Origin of the sequence: Streptomyces sp. NPDC047108 (genome assembly GCF_040643575.1) — a bacterium.
GTDB lineage: Bacteria > Actinomycetota > Actinomycetes > Streptomycetales > Streptomycetaceae > Streptomyces.
Window position 1 is genome coordinate 35,658 of the sequence record NZ_JBEYUP010000023.1, and the last position, 24,855, is coordinate 60,512.

The 24,855-nt window shown below is 73.8% G+C and carries 17 protein-coding genes and 1 pseudogene; 14 read left to right on the forward strand and 4 right to left on the reverse strand.

The annotated features are described in order from the left end of the window. Positions 1-21: 21 nt before the first annotated feature. Complete coding sequence (locus tag ABZ822_RS28840; protein ID WP_360860590.1) at positions 22-1,383, reverse strand: glycosyltransferase; 1,362 nt, start codon at positions 1,381-1,383, stop codon at positions 22-24. Positions 1,384-1,601: 218 nt separating this feature from the next. On the opposite strand from ABZ822_RS28840, the gene ABZ822_RS28845 reads away from it, so the two are divergent. Beyond that, complete coding sequence (locus ABZ822_RS28845) at positions 1,602-2,390, forward strand: aspartate/glutamate racemase family protein (protein WP_360860593.1); 789 nt, start codon at positions 1,602-1,604, stop codon at positions 2,388-2,390. A gap of 124 nt (positions 2,391-2,514) precedes the next feature. Beyond that, entirely contained in the window at positions 2,515-3,078 is a 564-nt protein-coding gene (locus ABZ822_RS28850) for a hypothetical protein (RefSeq protein ID WP_360860595.1), read from the forward strand. A 64-nt stretch (positions 3,079-3,142) separates the two neighbouring features. Here ABZ822_RS28850 and ABZ822_RS28855 read toward each other — a convergent pair whose 3' ends face one another. Beyond that, on the reverse strand, positions 3,143-4,252 hold the full coding sequence (locus tag ABZ822_RS28855; protein ID WP_360860598.1) for an O-antigen ligase family protein: 1,110 nt from the start codon (positions 4,250-4,252) through the stop codon (positions 3,143-3,145). Between the two features lie 253 nt (positions 4,253-4,505). Between ABZ822_RS28855 and ABZ822_RS28860 the strand changes: the two genes are divergently transcribed. The 4 genes and pseudogenes from ABZ822_RS28860 to ABZ822_RS28875 all read left to right on the forward strand — a co-directional run bounded on the left by ABZ822_RS28860 (position 4,506) and on the right by ABZ822_RS28875 (position 9,060). Then, complete coding sequence (locus ABZ822_RS28860) at positions 4,506-4,985, forward strand: NUDIX domain-containing protein (RefSeq protein ID WP_360860601.1); 480 nt, start codon at positions 4,506-4,508, stop codon at positions 4,983-4,985. 55 nt (positions 4,986-5,040) lie between these two features. Next, positions 5,041-5,874: a 3-hydroxybutyrate dehydrogenase gene (locus ABZ822_RS28865; RefSeq protein WP_360860604.1), complete on the forward strand. Its 834-nt coding sequence runs from the start codon at positions 5,041-5,043 to the stop codon at positions 5,872-5,874. Between the two features lie 305 nt (positions 5,875-6,179). Beyond that, positions 6,180-8,097, forward strand: a pseudogene (locus tag ABZ822_RS28870) (GAF domain-containing protein). 90 nt (positions 8,098-8,187) lie between these two features. Then, positions 8,188-9,060 (forward strand): CsbD family protein, encoded by an 873-nt coding sequence (locus tag ABZ822_RS28875; protein WP_360860607.1) that lies wholly within the window; start codon positions 8,188-8,190, stop codon positions 9,058-9,060. A 94-nt stretch (positions 9,061-9,154) separates the two neighbouring features. Here ABZ822_RS28875 and ABZ822_RS28880 read toward each other — a convergent pair whose 3' ends face one another. Continuing rightward, positions 9,155-10,540, reverse strand: a complete 1,386-nt coding sequence (locus tag ABZ822_RS28880; protein WP_360860610.1) for an MFS transporter — start codon at positions 10,538-10,540, stop codon at positions 9,155-9,157. A gap of 291 nt (positions 10,541-10,831) precedes the next feature. Here ABZ822_RS28880 and ABZ822_RS28885 point away from each other — a divergent pair, with 291 nt between their 5' ends. From ABZ822_RS28885 to ABZ822_RS28910, 6 genes are all read left to right on the forward strand, one after another. Beyond that, positions 10,832-12,103 (forward strand): phospholipase D-like domain-containing protein, encoded by a 1,272-nt coding sequence (locus ABZ822_RS28885; RefSeq protein ID WP_360860613.1) that lies wholly within the window; start codon positions 10,832-10,834, stop codon positions 12,101-12,103. A 242-nt stretch (positions 12,104-12,345) separates the two neighbouring features. Next, positions 12,346-13,500, forward strand: a complete 1,155-nt coding sequence (locus ABZ822_RS28890; RefSeq protein ID WP_360860732.1) for a hypothetical protein — start codon at positions 12,346-12,348, stop codon at positions 13,498-13,500. A 492-nt stretch (positions 13,501-13,992) separates the two neighbouring features. Further along, positions 13,993-14,775, forward strand: a complete 783-nt coding sequence (locus tag ABZ822_RS28895; RefSeq protein WP_360860616.1) for a polysaccharide deacetylase family protein — start codon at positions 13,993-13,995, stop codon at positions 14,773-14,775. A gap of 558 nt (positions 14,776-15,333) precedes the next feature. After that, positions 15,334-18,285, forward strand: coding sequence for an AAA family ATPase (locus ABZ822_RS28900; RefSeq protein WP_360860619.1), 2,952 nt, complete (start codon positions 15,334-15,336; stop codon positions 18,283-18,285). 128 nt (positions 18,286-18,413) lie between these two features. Then, positions 18,414-21,251 (forward strand): AAA family ATPase, encoded by a 2,838-nt coding sequence (locus ABZ822_RS28905; RefSeq protein ID WP_360860622.1) that lies wholly within the window; start codon positions 18,414-18,416, stop codon positions 21,249-21,251. A gap of 170 nt (positions 21,252-21,421) precedes the next feature. After that, positions 21,422-22,084, forward strand: coding sequence for a response regulator transcription factor (locus ABZ822_RS28910; RefSeq protein ID WP_360860625.1), 663 nt, complete (start codon positions 21,422-21,424; stop codon positions 22,082-22,084). Between the two features lie 47 nt (positions 22,085-22,131). On the opposite strand, the gene ABZ822_RS28915 is transcribed toward ABZ822_RS28910, so the two are convergent. Then, complete coding sequence (locus tag ABZ822_RS28915) at positions 22,132-22,860, reverse strand: ATP-binding protein (RefSeq protein WP_360860628.1); 729 nt, start codon at positions 22,858-22,860, stop codon at positions 22,132-22,134. A gap of 527 nt (positions 22,861-23,387) precedes the next feature. Between ABZ822_RS28915 and ABZ822_RS28920 the strand changes: the two genes are divergently transcribed. Further along, positions 23,388-23,792, forward strand: coding sequence for a hypothetical protein (locus ABZ822_RS28920; protein ID WP_360860631.1), 405 nt, complete (start codon positions 23,388-23,390; stop codon positions 23,790-23,792). A 536-nt stretch (positions 23,793-24,328) separates the two neighbouring features. Then, on the forward strand, positions 24,329-24,841 hold the full coding sequence (locus tag ABZ822_RS28925; protein ID WP_360860634.1) for a hypothetical protein: 513 nt from the start codon (positions 24,329-24,331) through the stop codon (positions 24,839-24,841). Positions 24,842-24,855: the final 14 nt, after the last annotated feature.

Below are 24,855 nucleotides of genomic sequence, written 5' to 3' on the forward strand. Positions count from 1 at the left end.
GCCCGGTCCGCCTCCGGCGGCTCAGGGCGCCCCGCTCTCGTCCGCGGCGGGGGAGGGAGCGGCGAGCGGCGTGCCGGGCGCCGCCGACCGCGCGCGCTGTTCCCGCGGCTCCGGCTGCGGCTGGGCCTCCGGCCGCACCTGCGGCTGCACCTGGGCCTCCGGCCGTACCCGCGGCTGCGGCTGTTCCGTCCGGTCCGGCCGCGGGTAGGTCCGTCCCTTCCAGGCGGCGCCCCGGCCCCGGTGGTGCTGCACCGCCGAGTCCACCGTCATCAGCAGATACAGCGACGCGACGAACGGCAGCAGGGGCGCGAGCCACCACGGCTGCCCGTAGTAGCGGAGCATCGGCACATACGTCCCGCTCATCACCGCCCACGCCGCACCCGCAGCCACCGCCGCGGCCGGGCTTCCGGCCACCGCACCGCCGAGCAGCGCCACCGGCGGTACCAGATAGACGAGCGTGAGCCCGGCGACCGTCCCCGCCAACAGGACGGGGTTGTGGCGCAGTTGGGTGTACGCGCTGCGCGAGACCATCCGCCACAGCTCGGCCAGGCGCGGGTAGGGCCGGACGCTGTCCACGCGGTCGGCGAGCCCCAGCCAGATCCGGCCACCCCCGCGCTTGACGGCCCGCGCCAGAGCGACGTCGTCGATCACCGCGTGACGGATGGAGTCCGGAACCCCGGCCCGCGCGGCGGCGTCGTTCCGCAGCAGCACGCAGCCGCCCGCCGCCGCGGCCGTCCGCGCCCGGGGCCGGTTCACCCTCCGGAAGGGATAGAGCTGGGCGAAGAAGTAGACGAACGCCGGGACGATCAGCCGCTCCCAGCGCGTCTCGACGCGGAGCCGCGCCATCTGCGAGACGAGGTCGAGGTCCGCCGCCCGGGCAGCACGCACCAACTCCCGCAGGCTGTCCGGGGCATGGGCGATGTCCGCGTCCGTGAGGAGCAGGTACGCGGGGGCGGGCTTCTGGGCCCGTGCGAGCGCGATGCCGTGCCGGACGGCCCACAGCTTGCCGGTCCAGCCGAGCTCCGGATCGCCGGGGGAGGACACCGTCAGCGGCAGCGCGCCCGCCCGGGAGGCCAGTTCGCGAGCGATCCGCCCCGTACCGTCGGTGCTGCCGTCGTCGACGAGGAACACCGCGGCGCGCCCCGGGTAGTCCTGCGCGAGCAGGGACCCCAGACTCGCGGGCAGCACCTCGGCCTCGTCCCGCGCGGGCACGACCACGGCGACGGACGGCCACACCTCGGCCGCACCTTCCGCGGAGGTTCCTTCCGCCCGTGCTCCCGTGTCCGGCAGGCGCACCCCGGTCCGCCAGAAGCCCCCGTGCCCGAGCAGCAACCACAGCCACACGACGAACGATCCGGCGGCGACCCACGTCCAAGCGTTCACGCGGGCAGTCTGCCGGAACGTGCCGATCGCGCCCTCTTTGTCCAGGGGCGTTTCGCGGGCGCCCACCGGCGGTCCCCCGGTCGGCCCGCACGGACGGCCACGGCGCGCGCCGCCACCTCCGCCGTCTCCGCCGTCTCCGCCGCAACGATCGCGCCGAAATCCGTGCGGGACCCGGCCCGCAGGGTGGGGACCCGAGGCGATCGCATAAGGTTTGGCGGGTGAAGATCGCGCTGATTGACTCCGGGCTCGGACTTCTTCCTGCCGCCGCCGCGGTCCGGCGTCTGCGGCCCGACGCGTCCCTGATCCTCAGCTCGGACCCGCGCAGCATGCCGTGGGGCCCGCGCACCCCCGAGGACCTCACCGCGCACGCCATCGCCTGCGCGCGGGCCGCGGCCGAGCACCGCCCCGACGCGCTGATCGTCGCCTGCAACACCGCCAGCGTGCACGCCCTGCCCGCGCTGCGCGCGGAGTTCGAGCCCGGCTTGCCGGTCATCGGTACCGTCCCGGCGATCAAGCCCGCGACCGCGACGGGCGGACCCGTCGCCATCTGGGCCACGCCCGCGACCACCGGCAGCGCCTACCAGCGCGACCTGATCGCGCGGTTCGCCGATGGTGTGGTGACCACGGAGGTGGCCTGCCCCGGGCTCGCCGACGCCGTGGAGCGCGCCGACGAGCACGCCATCGACGAGGCGATCGCCGCGGCCGCCGGCCGCACCCCGGAGGACCTCGGCGCCCTCGTCCTGGGCTGCACCCACTACGAACTGGTCGCCCAACGGATCCAGGCGGCCGTACAGCAGCCGCAGCGCCCGCCGCTCGCGCTGTACGGCTCCGCCGGGGCTGTGGCCGCGCAGGCGCTGCGCAGGATCGGAGCGGAACCGGATCCGGACGCCGCGCCGTCGGACCGGCTGACGGTGATCCTCAGCGGTGACGAGGCGGCCCTCCCGGCTGCCGCCCTCGTGTACGCCGAGGGGCGCTCCCTGACGGCCGCGAGCACCGCACCCCGGTAGATCTCCCGCGCCGCGGGGTGCGGGGCGCAGACGGCTCCTCTCCCTCACCGCACAGGACCGGCCACGGAAAGTCGTCGGTGACGACACCCTGCTCCTCCTGCCGATCGCGGGTACTCTCACGTCCATGAGGGACCACCGCGACGGCGCTTCCCGCGCGGCAGAGGGCGTCCCGGAGGTCTGGACCGGGCGTGCGGTCAACCGCGCTCAGTGGCCTCTCGCCGCTCTCGGCGCCGCCTGCATGGCTCTCGGTATCGAACTGGCCGTGGACTCCCCCTGGACCTCGAGCATCGCCCCCCTGCTGATGTCGGTGATCGGGTGCGTGGCGACCGGTCTGCTGATCCTCTTCGGCACGCTCGCGTTCGTGCACGTCCACGTGCGCGTCGACACCGAGGCGGTCGAGGTGCGCTGCGGCCACGTCGGCCTGCCGCGCCGCCGGATCCCGCTGGAGAACGTGGTCGGCGCCTACTTCGCGCCCCGCGTCACGCCCCACGAATGGGGCGGCTGGGGCTACCGCTGGCGCCCGGAGAAGGGCACGGCGGTCGTTGTGCGCCGGGGCGAGGGGCTGGTCGTACGGCTGGGGGACGGGCGCATCTTCACGGTGACCGTCGACGACGCCGAGGACGCGGTCCGCGTGATCCGGGACCGCATCCTCCGAATGGCCGAACGGCGCCACACGGCTCAGGCCTGACGCCGCCGGGCCCGTACGCAGCCGACGGCTCCGTTCGTCCCGCGGCGTTCTCCGCCCGGTTCGCTCAGGGGCTGCTCCCGGGGAGCGACGAGCGAGCCGCACCCCAGGGTGCCCCCGTGGACCGAGCCTCGAAGACCGGCCCGGCGACCGTCTCCGGCGCCGTATCGGCGACGGCCTCGGTGACGGGTCCGGCATCCGGCTCCGGCTCGTGAGCGCCGCCCAGCGGACGGGCGGTGGCCAGCCCCGCGAGGAATCCCGCGCCCGCCGTGACCGGTGCAAAGCTGAGCGCGTTGCCGACGCTCGCCAGCGCGCCCACCACCGTCAGGGCCGCTCCCGCCGTGAGGACCACCCGCGTGGAGCGGGGAGAGCGCCACAGCGAGTGCAGCAGCCAGAGCGACGCCGCGCCCAGGAGGAGCACGCCCGGCGTCCCCTGTTCGGCCGCCAGCTGCAGTACGGCCGAGTGCGGCTTGCCGTCCGAGCCCGCGATGCTCCGCGCCGCCGGGCTCACGTCCCCGAACCGGTCGGGGCCGGCACCCACCACGGGCTGCCCCTGCGCCACGGCCGCCGCGTCGTGCCAGAGCAGGACCCGCTGCTCGGTGAGCTGCCCCTCCAGGGAGGCCGAGAGCCCCGGCGGCAGGGCGTCCTGCGCGACCGCCCAGGCGCCTCCCGCGACGACCGCCCCCGCGAGGGCGAGCCCGGCAAGCCCGGCCATCCGGCGACGGCGCATCGGGGCAGCGGCGAGCGAGCACAGCAGGACGGCGCCCGCGGCCACGCACCCCGCCGGTGAGCCCGCGGCCAGGGCGGTGACGGCGATGGCGACGGCCAGCAGCCGCAACGCCACGCGCAGTGCGGACGATCCGGCGGCCCAAGCCGCGCAGCAGGCGGCGCCGGTGGCGAGGGCGAACTGCGCCGCGTGGGCGCCCGTGTGCCCCGGCGGCGGGTCGACGGCGAGGCCCTGAAGCCCGTACGGAGCGGCGTACCCGAGGGACGCCCCGGTCAGCGCGGCGATCACGGGCACCGCCACCGGCAGGACCGCCCCGCCGATCCGGCCGCAGGCGTAGCCCGCGGCAACGGCGAGCAGAGCGAGGAGCACCCCCTCGGGACGAGCCTCCCGGCCCGCCGCGGTGATCAGCGCCCAGCCGGCGCAGCAGCCGAGCACGAGGACGCCCGTCACGTCGGCGGCGCCGCTTCGCCCCCTCTCGCCTGCGGATTCCCCTACGGCGAGCCTCGCGGCAGACGCCATCCCGTCGACCCCCCTGAGACGGGCACCGCTCGCGGCGGTGGGGAAACGCCGCCCGCGGGCACATGATGGGCCACACCGTAACGGCTGCGACGTGGGCGTGTGGAGCCATTGAGCGGAAACGGTGCGATATGTGGGGGACGCGGGACGCCAGGGACGGAATGCGCCGTCCGGATACGCTCGGGGTATGGCGACACCCGACTTCATCCGCGAGCTGCGTGCGACGGCCGGCCACCAGCTCCTCTGGCTCCCCGGCGTCAGTGCCATCGTCTTCGACGACGACGGCCGCGTGCTGCTCGGCCGCCGCGCGGACACCGGCCGGTGGTCGATCATCGGGGGCATCGGCGAGCCCGGCGAGCAGCCCGCGCGGACCGCCGTACGCGAGGTCCTGGAGGAGACAGCGGTGCGCTGCGTCCCGGAACGGGTGGTCCTCGTCCAGGCGCTGGAGCCGATGCGCTACCCCAACGGCGACGCGTGCCAGTTCATGGACATCACCTTCCGCTGCCGGGCCGTGGGCGGCGAGGCCCGCGTCAACGACGAGGAGTCCCTGGACGTGCGGTGGTTCCCGCTGGACGCGCTGCCCGACCTGGAGGACTTCGCCCTCCTGCGGATCAAGCAGGCGCTGGAGGACGGCCCCGCATGGTTCGACCCCACCGTCTCGCCCTGAACTGTGTGCGGTCGCCACATCGGTGGTGAGAGGCCTGCTCCCTAGTGTTCCGGACATGACCGCGCCCTCCCCACCGGGCCCGGAGCCCGCCTCCGCACCGGACCCCGGCCCCGCCCGTCGTACCGTCGGCCTCGATCTCGGCGGCCGTACCGCGCTCGTCACCGGCGCGGCGAGCGGTATCGGCGCCGCCTGCGCGCTGCGCCTGGCCGCGGCGGGCGCGAAGGTACGCGCGGTGGACCGGGACGCCGACGGGCTCGCCGCCGTCACCGAGCAGGCAGCCGGGCTGCCCGGGGTCCTCGAACCGCACACCCTGGACCTGACCGACCTCGACGCCGCCGAGTCCGCGGCCGCGGGTACGGACGTCCTCGTCAACAACGCCGGTCTCCAACTCGTCCGCCCCATCGAGGAGTTCCCGCCCGAGGTGTTCTCCACCGTGCTGACGGTGATGCTGGAAGCGCCGTTCCGGCTCGTACGCGGCGCGCTGCCGCACATGTACGGGCAGGGGTGGGGCCGGATCGTCAACATCTCGTCCGTGCACGGCCTGCGTGCCTCCGCCTTCAAGGCCGCCTACGTCGCCGCCAAGCACGGTCTCGAAGGGCTCTCCAAAGTGGCGGCACTCGAAGGTGCCCCGCAGGGCGTCACCTCCAACTGCGTCAGCCCCGGCTACGTCCGCACCCCGCTCGTGGAGCGGCAGATCGCCGACCAGGCCGCCGCCCACGGCATCCCCGCCGACCGCGTCGTCTCCGAGGTGCTGCTCGCGGACTCCGCGCTGAAGCGGCTGGTGGAGACGGAGGAGGTCGCCGAGGCGGTCGCGTACCTGTGCTCACCGCAGGCGTCGTTCATCACCGGCACCTCGATCCCGCTCGACGGCGGATGGACCGCGCACTGAACCCCTCCGGAAGGGGCGGCGGCAGGGCGGCCGGGGCCGATGGGGACCCCGGGGGCGCGCCCGGCCCGGCGGCGCGCCCGCCCGGTGACGGCGCGCGGCCCGAGCCGCCGGAACGCGAGCCGCCTCGGTACGGGACGCCTGAACGCGAGCAGCAGGGGCCCGAGCCGCCGGAACACAGGCAGCCTGAACGCGAGCAGCCGCCGGAGCCCGTGAAGCCGCGGTCCGCCCTGCGGGAGCCCTGGGGCGCGGGGCAGCCACCGCAGGCCACTGGCACATCCGCCCGCCCGGCAGGTATGTCTGGGAGCATGGCCCGCCCGCGTACGCCCTTCTCCGCCGAAGCCCCCTACCTGGAGCTTCTCGCCCGCGGCGCCCCCGCGGAGGAGTACGAACGTCCTGTTCTGCGGGCCCGGGCCGACGGCGCGTCCCCCGAGGAGCTGGCCGCCCTGGAGAACGGCAAAATGCTCGCGCTGCGGGTGCGGGGCGAGCTGGAGGGGCGGCGGCGCCGCGAGGCGGAGCTGTCGGCTCTGTTCGAGACGGCGCACGACCTGGCGGGGCTGCGGGACCTCGACGCCGTACTCCACGCGATCGTGCAGCGCGCCCGCTCGCTGCTGGGCACCGAGGTCGCCTATCTGACGCTCAACGACCCCACGGCCGGAGACACGTACATGCGGGTCACCGACGGGTCGGTCTCCGCGCGCTTCCAGCAGTTGCGGCTCGGCATGGGGGAGGGGCTCGGCGGTCTCGTCGCCCAGACCGCACGCCCGTACGTCACCGACAGCTACTTCGACGACGAGCGGTTCCAGCACACCCGGAGCATCGACGCCAGCGTGAAGGACGAGGGGCTGGTCGCGATCCTCGGCGTCCCGCTGGTCCTCGGCAGCGGCGTGATCGGCGTGCTCTTCGCGGCCGACCGGCGCGCCCGGGTCTTCGAGCGCGAACAGGTCGCCCTGCTCGCGTCCTTCGCCGCGCACGCCGCCGTCGCCATCGACACCGCGAACCTGCTCGGGGAGACCCGGTCCGCGCTCGCCGAACTCGAAGCCGCCAACGAGATCATCCGGGACCGCAGCGGCGTCATCGAGCGCGCGTCCGGCGTCCACGACCGGCTCACCGAACTGGTGCTGCGCGGTGGGGGTGTGGACGACGTCGCCGACGCGGTCGCCGAAGTGCTGGACGGAACCGTCGAGTTCGCCGAGGCGGGGGCGGTGCCCGCCCAGGCCGTCGACGGGTCGCGCGCCGGCGGCCATGCCGTCCGCCACCGCGACGACTGGGTGGCGGCCGTCTCCGCGGGCGGCGAACTCCTCGGTGCCCTCGTGCTGCACGGGCACCCCGGCCTCGACCCGGTCGACCAGCGCACCCTGGAGCGCGCCGCGATGGTCACCTCGCTGCTGCTGCTCGCCCGCCGCTCCGCGGGCGAGGCCGAGCAGCGGGTGCGCGGCGAACTCCTCGACGACCTGCTCGACGCGCCTGACCGCGACCCGCGGCTGCTGCGCGAGCGCGCCGTGCGTCTCGGTGCCGACCTGGACGCACCGCACGTCCTCCTCTCCGCCCGCGTCGAGGCGTCCGGAACGGCGCCGGCCGCATCGGAGACCGCTGACCGCCAGCGCCTGTGGTCCGCGGCCTCCCATCTCGCCGCCACCCGGCACGGGCTGGCCGCGGCGCGCGACGGAGGCACCGTCCTACTGCTGCCGTTGAAGGAGGGCTGCGACGGCCCCGCTGCCACCGCACGGCTGATCGCCCGGCAGCTCGGCACGGCCGTCCACCACCCCCCCGGTCACCGTCGGCGCCTCCGCACCCGTGCCCGAGCCCGTGTCCCGGCCGGGGTCCGTCGCGGCCGCCTACGCGGAGTCCCGGCGCTGCCTGGAGGCGCTGCGGCTGCTGGACCGTGCGGGACAGGGCGCTGCCGCCGAGGACTTCGGCTTCCTCGGACTGCTGCTGGCCGACAGCCGTGACGTGGGCGCCTTCGTCCACCGCACGATCGGCACCGTCACCGAGTACGACGAGCGCCGGGGGACCGACCTGCTGCGCACCCTGGAGGCGTACTTCGCCTGCGGCATGAGCCCCGCCCGTACGAAGGACGAACTCCACGTGCACGTCAACACGGTCGCCCAGCGGCTGGAGCGCATCGGGCGGCTCCTGGGCGGCGACTGGCAGGCCCCGGGCCGTGTCCTGGAGGTGCAGCTCGCCCTCCGCTTGCACCGGCTGGCCACTGCCGTCGACCGCTGACGGCGTCGCCCGGCGTGCGCGCCCGGACACCCTGCGGCAGCGTGGACTGCGGACGAATCCGTCCCAATCCAACACCACAGGAGGCAGTCCATGAGCCCCATGCGAGGCCAGAGCGGTAACCGCCGGGGACCGGCGGGGAAGTCCGGCAGCACGGCGGGCAGGTCCGGCGGCACCACGCGCAGGACGGGCACCGCGACGAAGACGCGCGGCAGCGCGCAGAAGTCGCGGAGCGCGGCCCCCAAGTCGCGCAGCACGGCGTCCAAGACCCGCAGCGCGGCGACCAAGCCGCGGAGTGCCGCCGCGAGCCGGTCGAGTACGGCGTCCTCGACGCGCAGCGGCACGAGCCGGTCGAGTACGGCGTCCAAGCCCCGGAGCACGGCGACCAAGCCCCGGAGCGCTGCCGCGAGCCGGTCGAGTACGGCGTCCTCGACACGCAGCAGCACGAGCCGGTCGAGTACGGCCTCCAAGACGCGCAGCGCGGCGAGCAGGAAGCCCGCCACCGCGAGCAGGAAGCCCGCCACCGCGAGCAGCCGGAAGCCCGCCACCACGAGCCGGGCCACGTCCTCGAGCCGCAGCAGCAGCGCGGCCACCAGGGCGGGCAGCGCGGCGAGCAGGGCCGGCAGTGCCGCGAGCAAGGCCAGTGGTGCCGCCAGAAACAAGGCCAGTGGCACCGCCCGGAAGGTGAGCGGCGCCGCGGACAAGATGAAGGGCAAGGCCCGGGTCGTCGCCGGCAAGGTCACCGGGGACGACAGGAAGCGAGCCCGGGGCGTGGCCGACCAGGCCAAGGGCAGGGCCAAGCAGGCCGTGGGCCAGGCGAAGCAGGCGGCCGGTCAGGCCAAGCGCAGCATCTCCGGGGCCAAGAGCACCGTGAAGAGCAAGGCCCAGAGCAGGACCCGGAGCTCGGCCCCGAGCAAGACCCGGAGCTCGGCGCGGAGCACGCGCCGGAGCGCTCCCAAGCGCTGACCGCCACCGGTCGCGCGACGCGCGGCTGCGCGGTACGGCGAGGAGCCGGCCGCGCAGCCGTCGGAAAAGGGGCGGGAACGAGGGGCCCGCAGCGTCAGACCGTACGGGCCGGGGGCGCGGCCGCCTTGACCGCGTCGTCCCCCTCCGCGGGCCCGATGGCCGCCAGGTCGCGCTGCCGGGTCTCCCGCGCCGCCCCCACCGCGACCAGCGTCAGCAGGGCGGCCGCGATCACGTAGAGCGCGATCGGCGTGGCGCTGTCGTAGTCCGCCAGCAGGGCGGTGGCGATCAGCGGGGCCGGGGCTCCGGCGGCCACCGAGGAGAACTGCGCACCGATCGAGGCCCCCGAGTACCGCATCCGCGTCGCGAACATCTCCGAGAAGAAGGCCGCCTGCGGCGCGTACATCGCACCGTGGAAGACCAGGCCCACCGTCACCGCGAGCAGCAGATTGCCGAAGCTCTGTGTGTCGATGAGCGCGAAGAACGGGAACGCCCACAGGCCCACGCCCGCCGCACCCAGCAGATAGACCGGCCGCCGCCCCACCCGGTCGGACAGGGCGCCCCAGAGCGGGATCACCGCGAAGTGCACGGCGGAGGCGATGAGTACGGCATTGAGCGCGGTCTGCTTGTCCAGCCCCGCCTGGGTGGTGGCGTAGACGAGGACGAACGCCGTGATGACGTAGTAGCTGATGTTCTCCGCCATCCGCGCGCCCATCGCCACCAGCACGTCCCGCCAGTGGTGCCGGAGGACCGCGACCAGCGGCATCTTCTCCACCAGGTCCTTGTCCGCGGCCTTGCGCGCCTCCGCGCGGGCCAGGGCCTCCCTGAAGACGGGCGACTCGTCGACCGACAGCCGGATCCACAGCCCGACCAGGACCAGCACACCGGACAGCAGGAACGGGATCCGCCAGCCCCACGCGACGAACGCGTCGTCCGAGAGCAGCGCGGTCAGCGCCGACAGGACACCGGTCGCCAGCAACTGCCCGGCCGGTGCGCCTGTCTGCGGCCATGAGGCCCAGAACCCGCGCCGCCGGGCGTCCCCGTGTTCCGAGACCAGCAGTACCGCGCCGCCCCACTCGCCGCCCAGCGCGAAGCCCTGGACCAGGCGCGCCACCGTGAGCAGGACGGGGGCCGCCGAGCCGATGGCGGCATGGGTGGGCAGCAGGCCGATGGCGAACGTCGCGCCGCCCATCAGCAGCAGGCTCAGAACGAGCAGCTTCTTCCGCCCGAGCCGGTCCCCGTAGTGGCCGAAGACCAGGGCGCCGATGGGACGGGCCGCGAAGCCCACCGCGTACGTCAGGAAGGAGAGCAGCGTGCCGACGAGCGGGTCGGAGCCGGGGAAGAAGAGCTGGTTGAAGACGAGAGCGGCCGCGGAGCCGTAGAGGAAGAAGTCATACCACTCGATGGTGGTGCCGATGAGACTCGCGGCCACGATGCGGCGGAGCGAGCCGGGAGACGAGGGCGCGGAGGCCGGGGCAGCCATGGTCACCACTTCCGGGCGGGGACAGGGACGGGGTTCGTGTCGCCACACCGTAGAAATTCGCAGGTCACCGGCACATGTGACGGGACACCATAGTTCGGCCTCCGGGTGTGCGCGCCGCCACCATGCGCGGCGGGCCGACGCGGACTATGTGACGGAGCGGACTCTTCCTCGGCGTCGGCCGGGGTAGACGGCATCTGCCCGCCCGCGTACGAGGGCCCGAGCGCCCGACCCGGACGCCTGCGGCGGGTGTGCAGCGCAGCCGACGACACCCAGCACGCCGAGGTGATGAGCATGAGCCACGTCCGGGACCCCGAGAGCACGGCGGTCGAGATCCCCCGCGGTCAGGAGCACGAGGGGGGACACGGCCCGTCCGGGGCCGAGCACCGCGCCGAGGGGCGGGCCGGCGACCGGGACCGCGGCCAAAGACTCAGACGCCGGTTCGAGCGCCTCATCGGCGTCGCCGCGACCGAGGGCAACGCTCTCACGCCCCTGCGCAACGGTGACGAGATCTTCGCGGCGATGCTGGACCGCATCCGCGAGGCGCGGCACACCGTCGACATGATGACGTTCGTCTACTGGCGCGGCGACATCGCCCGTACCTTCGCCGACGCCCTGGGCGAGCGCGCACGCGCCGGGCTGCGCGTGCGGCTCCTCCTCGACGGCTTCGGTGGCCGGCTCATCGAGAAGCAGCTGCTGGAGGAGATGGAACGGTCGGGGGTGCAGATCGCCTGGTTCCGCAAGCCCCTGTGGATCTCGCCGCTCAAGCAGAACCACCGCTGCCACCGCAAGGTCCTGGTCGTCGACGAGAGCGTGGCGTTCACCGGAGGCGTCGGGATAGCCGAGGAGTGGTGCGGGGACGCGCGGAACGAGAACGAGTGGCGCGACACCCACGTCGAGGTCCGCGGCCCGGCCGTGGACGGCATCGCCGCCGCGTTCGCCCAGAACTGGGCCGAGTGCCGCCCCGACCTCTTCGACGACCGCGACCGCTTCACCCCGCACGCGAAGGCCGGTGACGCGGTGGTCCAGGTGGTGCGCGGCTCCGCCAGCTACGGCTGGCACGACATGCAGACCATGCTCCGGGTGGCCATCGAGTCCGCGGAGGAGCGGCTGTGCCTGGCCACCGCCTACTTCGCCCCCGACGAGTTCTTCATCGACCTGCTGTGCGCGGCCGCGCGGCGCGGCGTCACCCTCGACGTCCTGCTGCCGGGCCCGCACACCGACAAACGTGTCTGCCAGCTCGCCGGGCAGCGCTATTACGAGGACCTGCTGGCCTGCGGTGTCCGCATCTGGCAGTACCGGCCCACGATGATGCACGCCAAGGTGATCACCGTCGACGGCATCGTGTCCCTCATCGGCTCCACCAACTTCAACCGGCGCAGCCTCGAGCACGACGAGGAGGTCATGCTCGCCGTCATCGACGAGCAGTTCACGGCGCGGCTGGACGACCACTTCCGCGACGACCTGGCGGTGAGCGACCGGATCCGGCCCGGCCGTTGGCGCCGCCGGTCCCTGCCCCAGAGGGCGCGGGAGGCTGCCGTCGCGCCGCTGCGCCGCTTCCTCTGACGACGGCCGACGGCCGACGGCCTCCGACGGTGCCGATGTCGGAGGTGTGACGTCCTGGGCGCCGGGAACCCGCGGCCCGGCCGGTGCTTTCCTGCCCCGCGTCCCCGGCGGATTCCGCGTCCCCAGCGGATCCGGACGCGGGGCAGGGGACCACCGCGGGATGCGTGACCGGGACGGGAGAGGCAGGCGTGGCAACGAGCACGGTGGGGCCGGGGCGTCCGTCGTCGGCCGGACTGCGGAGCGTGCCCTCGCGGGCGCGCGCGTGGTGCGGGCGGGCGGCCGCGGTGGAGGGGCACGAGCGGCACACGCTGCTGCTCATCGCCAAGTGCACGCTGGCGGCCACCCTCGCCTGGGTCGTCGCGTACGACGTCCTCAAGGCGCGGTCGCCGGCGTTCGCGCCGTTCTCGGCCGTGCTCATCATGCACGTGACGGTGTACCAGTCGCTGGTGCAGGCGCTCCGCTACGTCGCCGCCGTCGCCCTCGGCGTGGCCGTGCAGGCGGCGTCGGGTTTCCTCGGCGGCCCGGACCTCGCGACGTTCGTCCTGGTCACGCTGATCGCGCTGAGCGTCGGCCGGTGGCCCGCGCTGGGTGCGCAGGGTTCCCAGGTCGCCACGGCCGCGTTCTTCGCCTTCTCCACCTACGCCGCGGCCACGACCCGTACGGCCAAGGCGGAACAGCTCGGGGAGATCATCGTTCTCGTCCTGATCGGCTGCGGCATCGGGGTGGCCGTGAACGTGCTGGTCGTGCCGCCGATGCGCTACCACAGCGCGGAACACGGCATCCGTACCCTGGCCCGCGCCCTGCACGATCTGGTCGGCGACGTGTACCCGGCCCTGCACGAGGGCGCCCCGAGCGAGACGGCCACCCGCCGGTGGCGCCGCCGGGCGGAACAGGCCGGGGGACTGGTGACTCAGGCCCGCAGCGGTCTGCGGACCGCGCGCGAGAGCGTCTACTACAACCCGCGCCGGCTGCTGCGCAGGCATCGCGGACGGACCGGCTTCGACGGGTACGGCGCGGTGCTGGACGCGCTGGAACGGACCCTCCACCAGGCCGCATCCCTCACGCGCAGCCTCGACCAGTGGCACGAGGACGAACGGGACCACCGCTACGGGCCGTTCCTCGCGAGCTACGGCGACTTCCTCGCCTCGGTGGGCCGGATCAGCGCCGTCCTGGGCGAGTTGAAGGAGAGCGCGCTGCCCGAGCAGGCGCGGGAGCTGTGCGGTCTGGCGGACGAGGCCCAGGAGTGCCGCAGCACGGTGGCCGAGCGGGCCGAACGGGACGGGCTCCCGCTCGCGGACCCGACCCGGCCGTACGGGGTGCTGCTCATCGAGGCGACCCGGCTGATGGAGGAGTTCCAGTACACCTGCGACGTCCTGCAGCGCCACACCGTGCGCTGACCGCGGCCGCCGCCCTCGTCCGCATGGCCGGACGAGTGACCTCCTACGGGAGGTGTGCGGCCGCCGCCGTACTGCTGGAGGTGTACGGGAACGGACTCCTCGGGGCCGATGCCGCGGCAGGGGGCGGACGGCAGAGTGGGAGTTGTCACGGACGGGATGAGCGGCCCCCCCGGGGGTCGGAATTGAGCGGCCACCTCCGGGGGACCCACCGCCGCCGCCGGACAGCGCGACGTCGCACGGCGCGACCGCCGCACGGCGGGACGACCCGGTCGCGACGCCCGGAGCGGTCCGCGACCGTCACGGCCCCGCGGCCCCGGCCTTGAGGACGGGTCGCAGCCCCCGGCCCGGAGCACGGATCGCGGCCGCCGCCGGGTGCGGTACGGGGTACGTGGTCCCGACCGCGTACCGGCCGTGCCGACAGCGGCATCCCGGCCGCTCCCACCTCTCCGAGAAAGGCGCGCCCCGCACTGCCTCCGGGCACAGGAGCCAACGATGGCCAGGACCCTCCCCGTCTTCTGCTACCACTCCGTCTCGGACGACCCGCCCGCCTGGATCGCCCCGTACACCGTCACGCCCCGCGACTTCGCGCGGCAGCTCAGGCTCATCCGGGCCGGCGGCAGAACCGTCATCCCGCTGCGGCAGCTCGTCAGCGCCCTGCGCGGCGGTCCGCCCGTCCCCGAGCGTGCCGCCGTGATCACCTTCGACGACGGGTACGCCGACTTCGCCACCGCCGCGGCTCCGCTGCTGGCCCGTCACGACGCACCGGCCAGCGTGTTCGTCACCACCGGTGCCGTCCTGCCGCACGTGACCACGCGCAGCTTTCTGCCGCCCGCCGACATGCTCAGCGCGCGTCAGATCCGCGAACTGGACCAGGCCGACTTCGACATCGGGGCCCACTCGCGTACGCATCCGCATCTGGAGGCGGTGACCCCGGACGTGGCGCTCCGGGAGATCGCGGAGTCCAAGCGTGAGCTGGAGGACATCCTCGGCCACACCGTCCCGCACTTCGCCTATCCGCGCGGCAGTTCCAGCCGTGCGGTACGGCGGGCCGTACGGGAGGCGGGCTTCAGCGCGGCCTGCGCCGTGGGCAACGTCCTCTCCTCCGACCGGGACGACCCGGTCCGCATCCGCCGGCTGCTGGTCCAGTCCACCACCTCCGACCAGCAGTTCAGGAGCTGGGTCCAGGAGCGGTCGACATGCCGTCCGCTGCGGGGAGTTCAGGAGCTGGCCCTTCGTACCGTCCGCCGGAACCGCCCCGGCATCAAGAAGACCTGACGCTCCATCACGGGGGCCGCGACGGCGGCACGCCGCCGGGCTTCGGCGGAACACCGACGGCTGCGGCGCACAGGAGGGGGCCGCAGCGGAAGGAGTGCCGTGCACGCCCCTAGGCGCGGGCCCGGTCCGGCGCTTAGCCTGCGTCCGCCCTCCGTGGAAACCGGCGCGGGCCGGGGCCCGGACGAGCGGACGACAGCCGCGGGCACGGCAGGGCGCAACGGACGTTCGAGGGCAAAAATCCGCCACCTGGCGGATGTTGCCCGCGCGCCCTCAGCGCATGCTCGGCCAGCCGGAACCCGTCGTCATGGCGACCAGTGAACGGAGGGCTCGTAGTGCTCCTCTCCAGGGAGGAAATCGCGCAATGATCTCTGGCCACTGGAGCGTGGGCGCGCTTTCCCCACTGTCGCGCGCGGCGGACGGCCGGTCCGGGGGGAACGGCCGACCCGCGGGACACGGCGCACGTGCGCGGTGCCGGACGGCTTCCCGTACGGGCGCTGGTACGGGCATCCAGGGCGTCGCACACTTGAGACATCGGCCTCCAGGCGGAGGGAGGCAGCGGTGGGCGACTTCCCCGTAGGGCTGCTCGAACGCGTCGAGGCGGCCCACCTGGAACGGCTCGTCCTCGAAGCGTCCCGGGGCGTGGGACGTGCCCTGCTCGTCGAGGGCGAACCAGGGATCGGCAAGTCCGCGCTGCTGGATCTCACGGGGATGTACGCGGAACGCCTCGGGCTGCGCGTCCTCAGCGGTGCCGCCGAGGAGATCGAGCAGCGCCTGCCCTTCGCGGCGATCTCCACCTGCCTCGGCAGCCGTACCGCCACCGGCGACGCCCACGAGGCCGGTGTCGGCGCGCTCATCCGCGGGGAGGGATGGGCCGGCGCGCCCCTCGGGGTCGAGGCAGCCGACGCCGGGTTCGCGGAGTCCTTCCTGGCGCAGGTGGACGAGTTGTGCGCGGCGGGCCCGCTGGCCCTGGTGCTGGACGATCTGCACTGGGCGGACCAGGCCAGCCTGAGGGTGCTCGCGGAACTGGGCGAATCCCTCGGCCAGCTGCCGCTGCTGCTCGTCGGCGCCTACCGGACCGCGCCCCCGCGCGGTCAGGAACTCGACCGTCTGCGCCGTGCGCTGCTGGCGCAGGGAGCCACCGTCCTGCCGCTCGAACCGCTGGACGACGACACCGTCCGCGAACTCGTCACGCAGATGCTGGGCGCCAGCCCCGGTGCCGGGCTGCTCCGCCTGATGAAGGACGCCGGCGGCAATCCGCTCTACATCACCGAACTCGTGGACACGCTCACGGCCGGTGACCAGATCCGCATCAGCCACGGCACCGCGGAGACCACGCTCGCCCCCGACAGCCCGTCGCCCGGCGCCGCCGTCCTGCACCGGCTCGACTTCATGTCCCCCGACGCGCTGTCCGTCCTGCGCGTCGCCTCCGTGCTCGGGTCCGCCATCACCGTCGAGGACCTGGCCGCTGTCGCCGAGCGGCCCGTGCCCGATGTTCTCGGCGCGCTGCTCGACGCCTGCGACGCCGGGGTGCTCTCGGAGCGGGGCGGCCGGTTCTGGTTCCGGCACACCGTGGTCCGGCAGGCCCTCTACGACGACCTGCCGATGCCGCTGCGGGCGGCACTGCACCTGGAGGCGGGCCTCGCCCTCGCCGGGACCTCCGCCGCGCCGGAGCTGATCGCCGAGCACCTGGACCTGGGCACCCCGTCGGGCAGCCCCCGCGTCGTCGACTGGCTGGCCGGGCACGGCGAGCACCTCATGGTCGCCGTCCCGAAGCTGACGGTCGAACTGCTGCGGCGGGCGCTGGAGTACGCCGATGCGGCCGAACCCCGCCGCTACCGGCTCCGCATCCTCCTCGCCGCGGCCCTGCTGCGCTCCGGCAGGGCGGCGGAGGCCGAGGACGAGGCGCGCCAGGTGCTGGCCCACCACCACGACCGGGCCACCGAGGGTGCCATCTGGTGGATCCTGGCCCGCGCCCCGTATCTCGCGGGCCACCCCGACCTGGCCTGGGCCGAGATCGAGCACGCGCTGAGCTCGGTGTCCCTCTCGCGCGTCGAGACCGTACGGCTCCAGGCCTTCGGCTCCGTCGTCCTGCTGACCCTAGGGCAGCTCGACCGCGCCGAGAGCACCGCGCGCCAGGCGGAGCGGGACGCCCGGGAACTCGGCGACGTCAACGCCCTCTCGGACGCCTTCCAGACTCTGGCCGTCCTGCACCATCTGCAGCGGCGTACGCCCGAGGCGCTGGATCTCGCCGACCGCGCGCTGCGGATCGCGCAGGAGTCCGACGCCCCGGTGGACAAGCGGATTCCGCTGCACATGATCCGCGGTCACTGTCTGCTGGCGCTGGGCCGCACCCAGGAGGCCGACGACGCGATGCGCGCGGGCCAGCAGGTCGCCAAGCAGCTCTGGGACCATGTACCGCTCTGCGACCTGTCCCGGGCGCTGGTGATGTTCGCCGACGGCCGGTGGGACGACGCGCTGGCCGAGATCCGGGCCGGCCTCGAACCGTCCGGCCAGTCCCTGCCGCGGGCCCTGCACAGCCTGGCCGCCGTCATCGCCGTGCACCGCAACGACCTCGCGACCGCACGCCACCACCTGTCCGAGGCCGGCGCGGTGCAGGACGGTTCGCCGGACGGCCGCTTCTACGAGTTCCTCGTCGCCTGGGCGGGCTGCCTCGTGGACGAGGCGGAGGGCGCACCCGACCGTGCCCTGGAGCGGTGCCTCGACTCCAGCCGCCGGGGCCTGGCGACGGTGATGCGCTCGGTGCTCGCGTTCTTCGCGCCCGGAGCGGTGAGCCTGGCCCTGAGTTCGGGCAACACCGAGGCGGCCCGCGGGGTGACGGCCGCGATCGAGTCCCAGGCGGCGGACGGCGGCGCGGACGACGGGACGGGCGGCGGTGCGGACGGCGGTGGGGACGACGGGACGGACGACTTGAGCGGGATCGCCGCCCACTGCCGCGGAATGCTGGACAACGACCCGGACACCCTTCTGGAGGCGGCCGGTTACTACGACCGGTTCCCCTGGGTCCTCTTCCGCGCCCGCTACTACGAGGACGCGGCCGCCACGCTGGCACAGGCGAAGCGGCTGTCCGAGGCGCGCGTGATGCTCTACCGCGCCATGGACGTCTACGCCGATCTCAACGCCACCTGGGACGCCACCCGGGCCGCGTCCCGGCTGCGCGCCCTGGGCGTACGCCGTGGCCACCGCGGGCTCCGGGGCCGTCCCTCCACCGGCTGGGACAGCCTCACCGACACGGAGCTGGCCGTCGCCTCGCTCGTCGCCCAGGGCCTGTCCAACCCGGACGTGGGGGCACGTCTGCGGATCTCCCGCCGGACCGTGCAGACCCATGTGTCCAACATCCTCTCGAAGCTCGGCCTCGCCTCCCGTGTCGAACTCGCCACGGTGGTCACGGCGCACGGGCTGGCCACGTCCGCGCGGGGCCGTAGGCCTCCCGGGCCCGCGGAGGAAGGGAGCACCTACACCGTCAGCGGCCGCGGTCTGCCGCACCGTTGAGCGCGCGCCGAGCGGTTGTCGAGCGCGGGCCGGCACAGGGGAGCGGTGCAGGGCGGGCGCGACGACACCACGGTGCCCACCGGGCGCACAGGGGGAACGACAGAAGATCCGACAGATGGCGAGGAACCATGACCGGGCCGAACGGCGAACTGCCGGGCAGGGCAGCGGAGTTGCGCACGCTGGACGCCGTCATCGCCCGCGCCGGCACGCGATCGCGTACGGTCCTGGGCACCCGGTCCGGCCGGGCGGTCCTGGTGGAGGGGGAGCCGGGGATCGGCAAGACGGCGCTGCTGCGGGCGAGCGCGGCCGACGCGCGCAGCCACGGCGTACGGGTCCTGGAGGGCGCGGCCGAACAACTCGAGCGCCGCGTCCCGTTCGCCGCCATCGGCCGGTGCCTGGGCATCGGCGCCGCGGACGACGACCCGCGGGTCCGGTCGGTCGCGGAGATGATCCGCAGGGAGGGCCGGCCGGACGCCATGCAGGCCCGCGACGCGGACTTCGCCATCGTCGAGGCGATCCTCGCGCTGCTCGACGAGTGGTGCGCCGCCGGTCCGCTGGCCCTGATGATCGACGACGTGCACTGGGCGGACGAGGCGTCGCTGCTGCTGCTCCACCGGCTCGGCAAGTCCCTGTCGACCCTGCCGATGGCCGTGGTGTGCGCGTACCGCGCGGTTCCCGACGAAGGGCTGGAACGGCTGCGCCGCAGCCTGACCGCGCGGGACGCCCATGTGCTGACGCTGGGTCCGCTGGGGGAGGACGCGGTCTCCCAGGTCGCCGAGGTCCTGCTGGGCACCGCCATCGGCCCGCGGCTGCGCCGGCTGCTGCGCGGGGCGTCGGGCAATCCGCTGTTCGTGACCGAGGTCGTGGAGTCCCTGGAGCGCGACCGGCTGATCCGTGTCGCCGAGGGCACCGCGGAGGCGGTGACCTCCTCCGTCCCGCAGTCGCTGGCCTCCGCGGTCCTCAGCAGGCTGGAGTGGATCTCCGACGCGGGACTGTCACTGCTGCGCGCCGCCTCCCTGCTGGGATCGACCTTCACCGTGTCGGACCTGTCGACCGTCACGGGCCACTCGGCGGCCAAGCTCGTCGAGCCGGTCATGGAGGTCGTACGCTGCGGCGCCCTGACGGAGTGCGACGACCGGCTGGCCTTCCGGCACGACGTGATCCGGCAGGCGCTCTACGAGTCGACGCCCTCGCGCGCCGCTTCCCACACGGCCGTCGCCCGCGCCCTCGCGCGCAGCGGTGCACCGGCGGAGCGCGTGGCCGAACACCTGCTGCTGGGCACCGGATACGGCTGGGACGGCACGGTCGACTGGCTGCTGAACAACGCCGGGACGCTCATCCTGCGCGCGCCCGCCCTCTCCGTCGACCTGCTGGACCATGTGCTCAAGGAGACGGCCTCCGACGACCCGCACGGCGACACCCTGCAGCTCATGCTGGCCTCCGCGCTGCTGTGGGAGGGGCGCGCGGCGGACGCCCGCGAACGGGCCGAGGCGGCCCTCGACACTCTCCACAACACCGCTCTGCGCGGCGAGTTGCTGTGGGTCCTCGTCCAGGCGGACACCGTCGCCGGGCAGCTCGAAGGGGCCGCCCAGCGGACCCGGGACGTCCTGGACGGGGGCACGCTGTCCCCGGAGGAGACGCTGCGCTTCCAGGGGTTCCTCTCCACGGCGCACTTCTTCCTCGGCAATCTGGACGAGGCCGAAGCGGCCGCCCACCAGGTCCAGGGGCGAGCCAGGGAACTCGGGCAGACGGATGCCATGACCGATGCGCTCCAGACATTGGCCGGCATCCACCAGGTGCGGGGCGAGACCGCCGCGGCCGTCGAAGGAGCCGACCACGCGCTGCAGGCCGGGCGGGCCCAGCCCATGAACACGAACCGGCAGGTGGCACTCCAACTCATCCGTGCGGCCTGCCTCTTCGAACTCGACCGGGGAACGGAGGCGGAGGCCGGTCTCGAGGCCGGGTTCGAACTCGCCGAACGCAGCGGCGGAATCCTTCTGGCGACCTGTCACATGTGCCGGGCCACCTTCATGTTCCACTGCGGTCGCTGGGACGACGCGCTCGCCGAGATCGACGTCGCCCTGGAACACCCCGCCCATCTCGGCATCCCCCGCGCCTTCCAGGGACTCGCGGCCCTCATCGCCGCGCACCGTGGCGAATTCGGCACCGCCAGGGCCCGGTTGGCCGCCGCCGAGCAGATCGGCACCCCCTCGCCCACCACCACGTACTACGAGTACCTGGTCCACTGGGCGCAGCAGATCGTCCAGCAGGCTCAGGGCCGCACGCAGGAGGCCCTGACGGACCTGCGGGACGGCTGGCGGCACGGCTTCGGGCCCGTGACCGGCACGGCGATACCCTGCCGCGCCGCCGACCTGGTGCGCCTGGCCCTGGAGTCGGGCGACCGGGCGACGGCGGAGGAGGTGACGGCGTCGCTGGAGCTGCGCGTCAGTGCGGAGCAGCACGCCACCGTCCGGATGCGCGGGATCGCCGCCCACTGCCGGGGGCTGCTCGACGGCGACCCCGACGTCATGGCGGCCGCCGCCGAGGCCTACCGCGGCGGCAACTGGGTTCTCTCCCGCGCCCAGTACCACGAGGACGCCGCTGCCGTGCTCGCCGGCGCCGGGCGGACGGACGAGGCGCGCACCGCACTCGACTCGGCGCTCGGCATCTACGCGGACCTGCACGCGGACTGGTGCGTCGAGCGGGCCGAGGCACGGCTCGGCGCACACGGTGTCGTACGGCGGCGGCAGCGCCGCGAGCGCCGCCCGACCAGCGGCTGGGCCGCCCTGACCGAGACCGAGCACCGGGTGGCCGCCCTGGTCGCCGAAGGGCTGTCCAACCCGGCCATCGCGGGGCAGATGTTCGTCTCCCGGCGGACCGTGCAGTCCCACGTCTCCAGCATCCTCGCCAAGCTCGCGCTCTCCTCGCGCGTGGAACTGGCGACGTACATCGCGGGCCGCCGCTGAGAGTCGGGTGCACGCGGCCGCCGGGGGGCGGCCGCGTGCACCCGATCGCGGGGCGCGGGCCGTGTCCGGATTCCCGCCCGGCGACGGTGATCTAGCGTGGACAGAGCGGCGCCACCACCGAGACGCCGCGCGCGGTACGAGGCGGACGCGAGACGTCCCACGGAGGCGTCATGACGGTGCGGGTGCTGCTGGCGGACGACCAGGAGCTGGTCAGAGCCGGGTTCAAGCTGCTCATCGACTCCGACCCCGACCTGGTCGTGGTGGGCGAGGCCGAGGACGGCGCCCAGGCCGTCGAGCTGGCCCGCAGCACGCACCCCGACGTCGTGCTGATGGACATCCGGATGCCCCGGGTCGACGGCATCGAGGCCACCTCGACGATCATGGAGGACGAGCGCCTGGCCGGGGTGAAGGTCCTGGTGCTGACCACGTTCGGGCATGACGAGCACGTCTTCGCCGCGCTGCGCGCCGGCGCCGGAGGCTTCCTCCTGAAGGACACCCCGCCCACGGAGCTGCTGACCGCGGTCAAGGTCGTCGCCCAGGGGGACAGCCTGCTGTCGCCGAAGGTGACCCGGCAGCTCATCGAGGCGTTCGTCTCCCGCCCCGACCAGCGGGCCGACCCGCCCGATCTGAGCATGCTCACCGACCGCGAGCGCGAGGTACTGACCCTCGTCGGCCGCGGGCTGACCAACGCCGAGATCGCCCGGGACCTGGTGCTCTCACCGCTGACGGCCAAGACCCACGTCAGCCGGATCCTCGCGAAGCTCGGCGCCCGCGACCGCGCCCAGCTCGTGGTGATCGCGTACGAGTCGGGGCTGGTCCGGGCGCAGGGCTGAGGCGCGTACGGTCCCGGCGTTTCCGGTACGTCGGAAGGTCGTGCCCGTCAGCCGTCGGTCAGGACGACCGTGGGGCCGGGCTCGGGCTCGGGCCCCGCGGGGAACAGGGACGAGGGCGTGTCCGCCCCGTGCTGAGCGGCCGCGATGTGGTCCGGCGCGATGGCGAGCGGCGCGGCCGCCAGTTGACCGGGACCCAGCGGTGCGGATTCGACCGGCGTCAGGGCGGTGCCGTCGAGTGCTGCACCCGCACGGGCCTCCGGGGCACCGCTGTCCGGGAACCGGCGGTCCGGCGGGCGCGGCAGCCGGAACCATACGGTCGTGGCGCCGTCGTAGGTCTCGACGCCGCACGCGCTCGAGAGCTGGCGCATCAGCAGCAGCCCGTACCCTCCGGTGCGCAGCGCGTCGACGTCGGCGTCGTCCTCGATGGGGTCGTGCCGCAGGTCCGGCTCGCCGCCGCCTTCGTCGCAGACGCAGACGGTGAGGCTTCGGGCGTCCAGCAGGAGCTGCATCCGCAGGTGGGCGCAGTCCGCCACATGCTGGTAGCCGTTGGTGACCAGCTCGCTGACCAGCAGTTCGAGGTCGTCGCCCGTGGCCTCCAGGCCCCAGGCGGTGAGCTGCTCGACGATGTGCGTCCGCGCCTCGCGGGGTGCGGTGGCGGAGGCGTTCTGGATCCAGGTCTCGGCCGCGACCTGAGGGGTCGCGACGGGCTCGTGCTCGGCGGGGCGCACCTCGCGCCACGTCTGCTGCACGGTCTGCTTCTCGATGCGGAACGGCATCGTGGGTTCCTCTCGGGCCACATGGCCATCCGGTACGGATCCCCCGATCACCTCCAGCGTGGAGCAGCGGCTTCGCTCCTGTATCCGCCACTTGGCGGCAATCGGTGTGATGTGCCGGAAATCCGTCGGCTGCCGGGGGTGTGGGCGGGGGCTGGAGCGCTCTGCGGGCCGTCCGTCGCGGGCGCGGGCGCGCCCGGCGAGGGTCGCTGTGAGGTGTCCGGTGGCGCTCCGTGTCCGCGCGGGTCCGGTGTGCGGTCGCGAGGCGGATGGGTGCCGGTGGCGGGGGCCTTGCGGGTGCGCGGCATCCGCCAGGTGGCCATGCCGGGGACGTACGTCTTGCCCGAAACCCGCCACCTGGCGGATATACGGATCCCCGCGCGGAGAGGAGGCTCACGGGTGACGAACGCCCTGACGGGGGACGAACGCCCTCCTGTCCTGTGGGAGGAGCGAGCGGTGAAACGGTCCACCAGCGCTCGTTCCGTGCCGTCGGCACCACTGTCCGTAACCGTGGCCCGAGGTGACATCTGATGCACACCATGCATGACGGGGAGCGGCCCGGTCCTGCACGGTCCTGGCTCAACAGCGGTCGCCCCACCCCTCCCGGGTGGCCCGGCGACGTCCCCCCGCCGAGTTCTTCGCGCTTCGAGCAGGGAGCCAAGGACTGGCTCTTCGGTCTGGCGCCCGACCGGTGGATCGGTCAGACGGTGCTGCACCAGTACCCGGTGATGCTCGCCCGTATGGTGCGGCACCACCTCCAGGCGACCCTGGCGACGGCGTTCTTCTGCTCGCTCGCCGAGGACGAGCTGTCCAAGGGGGTGGCGAGGCACCGGGCCGCGGAGGCCGTCGCCATCAGCCGGCACGAGGCCGAGCGCGCCGTGACGCTCGGCCATCAGGTACGACTTGTGGAGGAGGCTCTGCGCACCTCGCGGTAGCGCGTCCGGACAGCCGGACAGCCGGACCGTCGCCCACGCGGAACCGCGGAACCGCGGAACCGCGGAACCGCGGACCTCCGCCGGGGCGCCCGCTCCACACCGAAGCCCGGCCCGCACCTGCCCCCATGGGTGCGGGCCGTTCGCATGCCCGCGGGCCGCCCCACGCTCCGTCAAGGTGCTTGCGTCGGACTGGAGTTGAGGGACGGGCGCGGCCAACTCGCTCTGTCCGCCTGGAGCGAATCAACTTCAAACAGGACAGTCATGGCGTATCAGGATTGATGGCCTTTCATGGCGCCCTGGCGTGCTTGGGTTCCGCCAGGTGGCGGATATTGGGCCACGGGAGAAGTTGAAAGATGGCCGATCAGTAAGGGAGTTCTGCAAGAACTTTCACCGATCACTTTCAACCCCCCCCACTGGAGACACGGGTGTGTGAGCGGAGCAAGGAGGCGCCCGCGCCACCGATCCGAGACCGATACCGAATCGGCAGAACGGGACGGAGAGATCTCCGGTCCCTTTCCGCACCGACCGTTGCCGTCGTGCTCATCGCGCTCGCCGGCTGCGACTCGTCCGACGCGCTCTGGGCCGCGCCGGAGAAACCGGCCGTACCGGCCTCGCCTTCGGTGCCGGAAGAACCGGTGCGGAAGAAGAAGGCGGCCGAGAAGCCGAAGCCCTGTCCCCGGCATCCGAGGAGTGCCGAATACATCGCCGTCACCGGAAGCGGTACCAGTGCCGGCGTCCTCACGCTGAGGACCGAGAAAGGCTATTTCGTCTGCCGCAAGGACGCGGACCGGGCTTCCTTCGTGCTGACCGGAAAGCGGAGGACGTTCAATCTGGAGCGCGCCGCGGACATCACCGTGGTCGCCCCGATGAGCGAGGACTCCTCCGCCACCGCCGTCACCGTGGACGAATTCCTGACCGCCGTCGAGAAGAAGAACGCCGACGCCCTGCCCTTCACCTACAGCCTCAGTACGCGGGGCTGGATCGACAGGCTCGACGGAGTCGGCACCGAGATCCCACCGGGCCCGTCACCCGGCGGAACGGCCCGCTGAACACCTCCGTCCCC

Coding starts and splice junctions, on each gene's coding strand:
- ABZ822_RS28920 (WP_360860631.1), top strand. CDS start 23,388: ATGCACACCATGCATGACGGGGAGCGGCCCGGTCCTGCACGGTCCTGG.
- ABZ822_RS28895 (WP_360860616.1), top strand. CDS start 13,993: ATGGCCAGGACCCTCCCCGTCTTCTGCTACCACTCCGTCTCGGACGAC.
- ABZ822_RS28880 (WP_360860610.1), bottom strand. CDS start 10,540: ATGGCTGCCCCGGCCTCCGCGCCCTCGTCTCCCGGCTCGCTCCGCCGC.
- ABZ822_RS28850 (WP_360860595.1), top strand. CDS start 2,515: ATGAGGGACCACCGCGACGGCGCTTCCCGCGCGGCAGAGGGCGTCCCG.
- ABZ822_RS28885 (WP_360860613.1), top strand. CDS start 10,832: ATGAGCCACGTCCGGGACCCCGAGAGCACGGCGGTCGAGATCCCCCGC.
- ABZ822_RS28915 (WP_360860628.1), bottom strand. CDS start 22,860: ATGCCGTTCCGCATCGAGAAGCAGACCGTGCAGCAGACGTGGCGCGAG.
- ABZ822_RS28910 (WP_360860625.1), top strand. CDS start 21,422: ATGACGGTGCGGGTGCTGCTGGCGGACGACCAGGAGCTGGTCAGAGCC.
- ABZ822_RS28860 (WP_360860601.1), top strand. CDS start 4,506: ATGGCGACACCCGACTTCATCCGCGAGCTGCGTGCGACGGCCGGCCAC.
- ABZ822_RS28865 (WP_360860604.1), top strand. CDS start 5,041: ATGACCGCGCCCTCCCCACCGGGCCCGGAGCCCGCCTCCGCACCGGAC.
- ABZ822_RS28875 (WP_360860607.1), top strand. CDS start 8,188: ATGAGCCCCATGCGAGGCCAGAGCGGTAACCGCCGGGGACCGGCGGGG.
- ABZ822_RS28905 (WP_360860622.1), top strand. CDS start 18,414: ATGACCGGGCCGAACGGCGAACTGCCGGGCAGGGCAGCGGAGTTGCGC.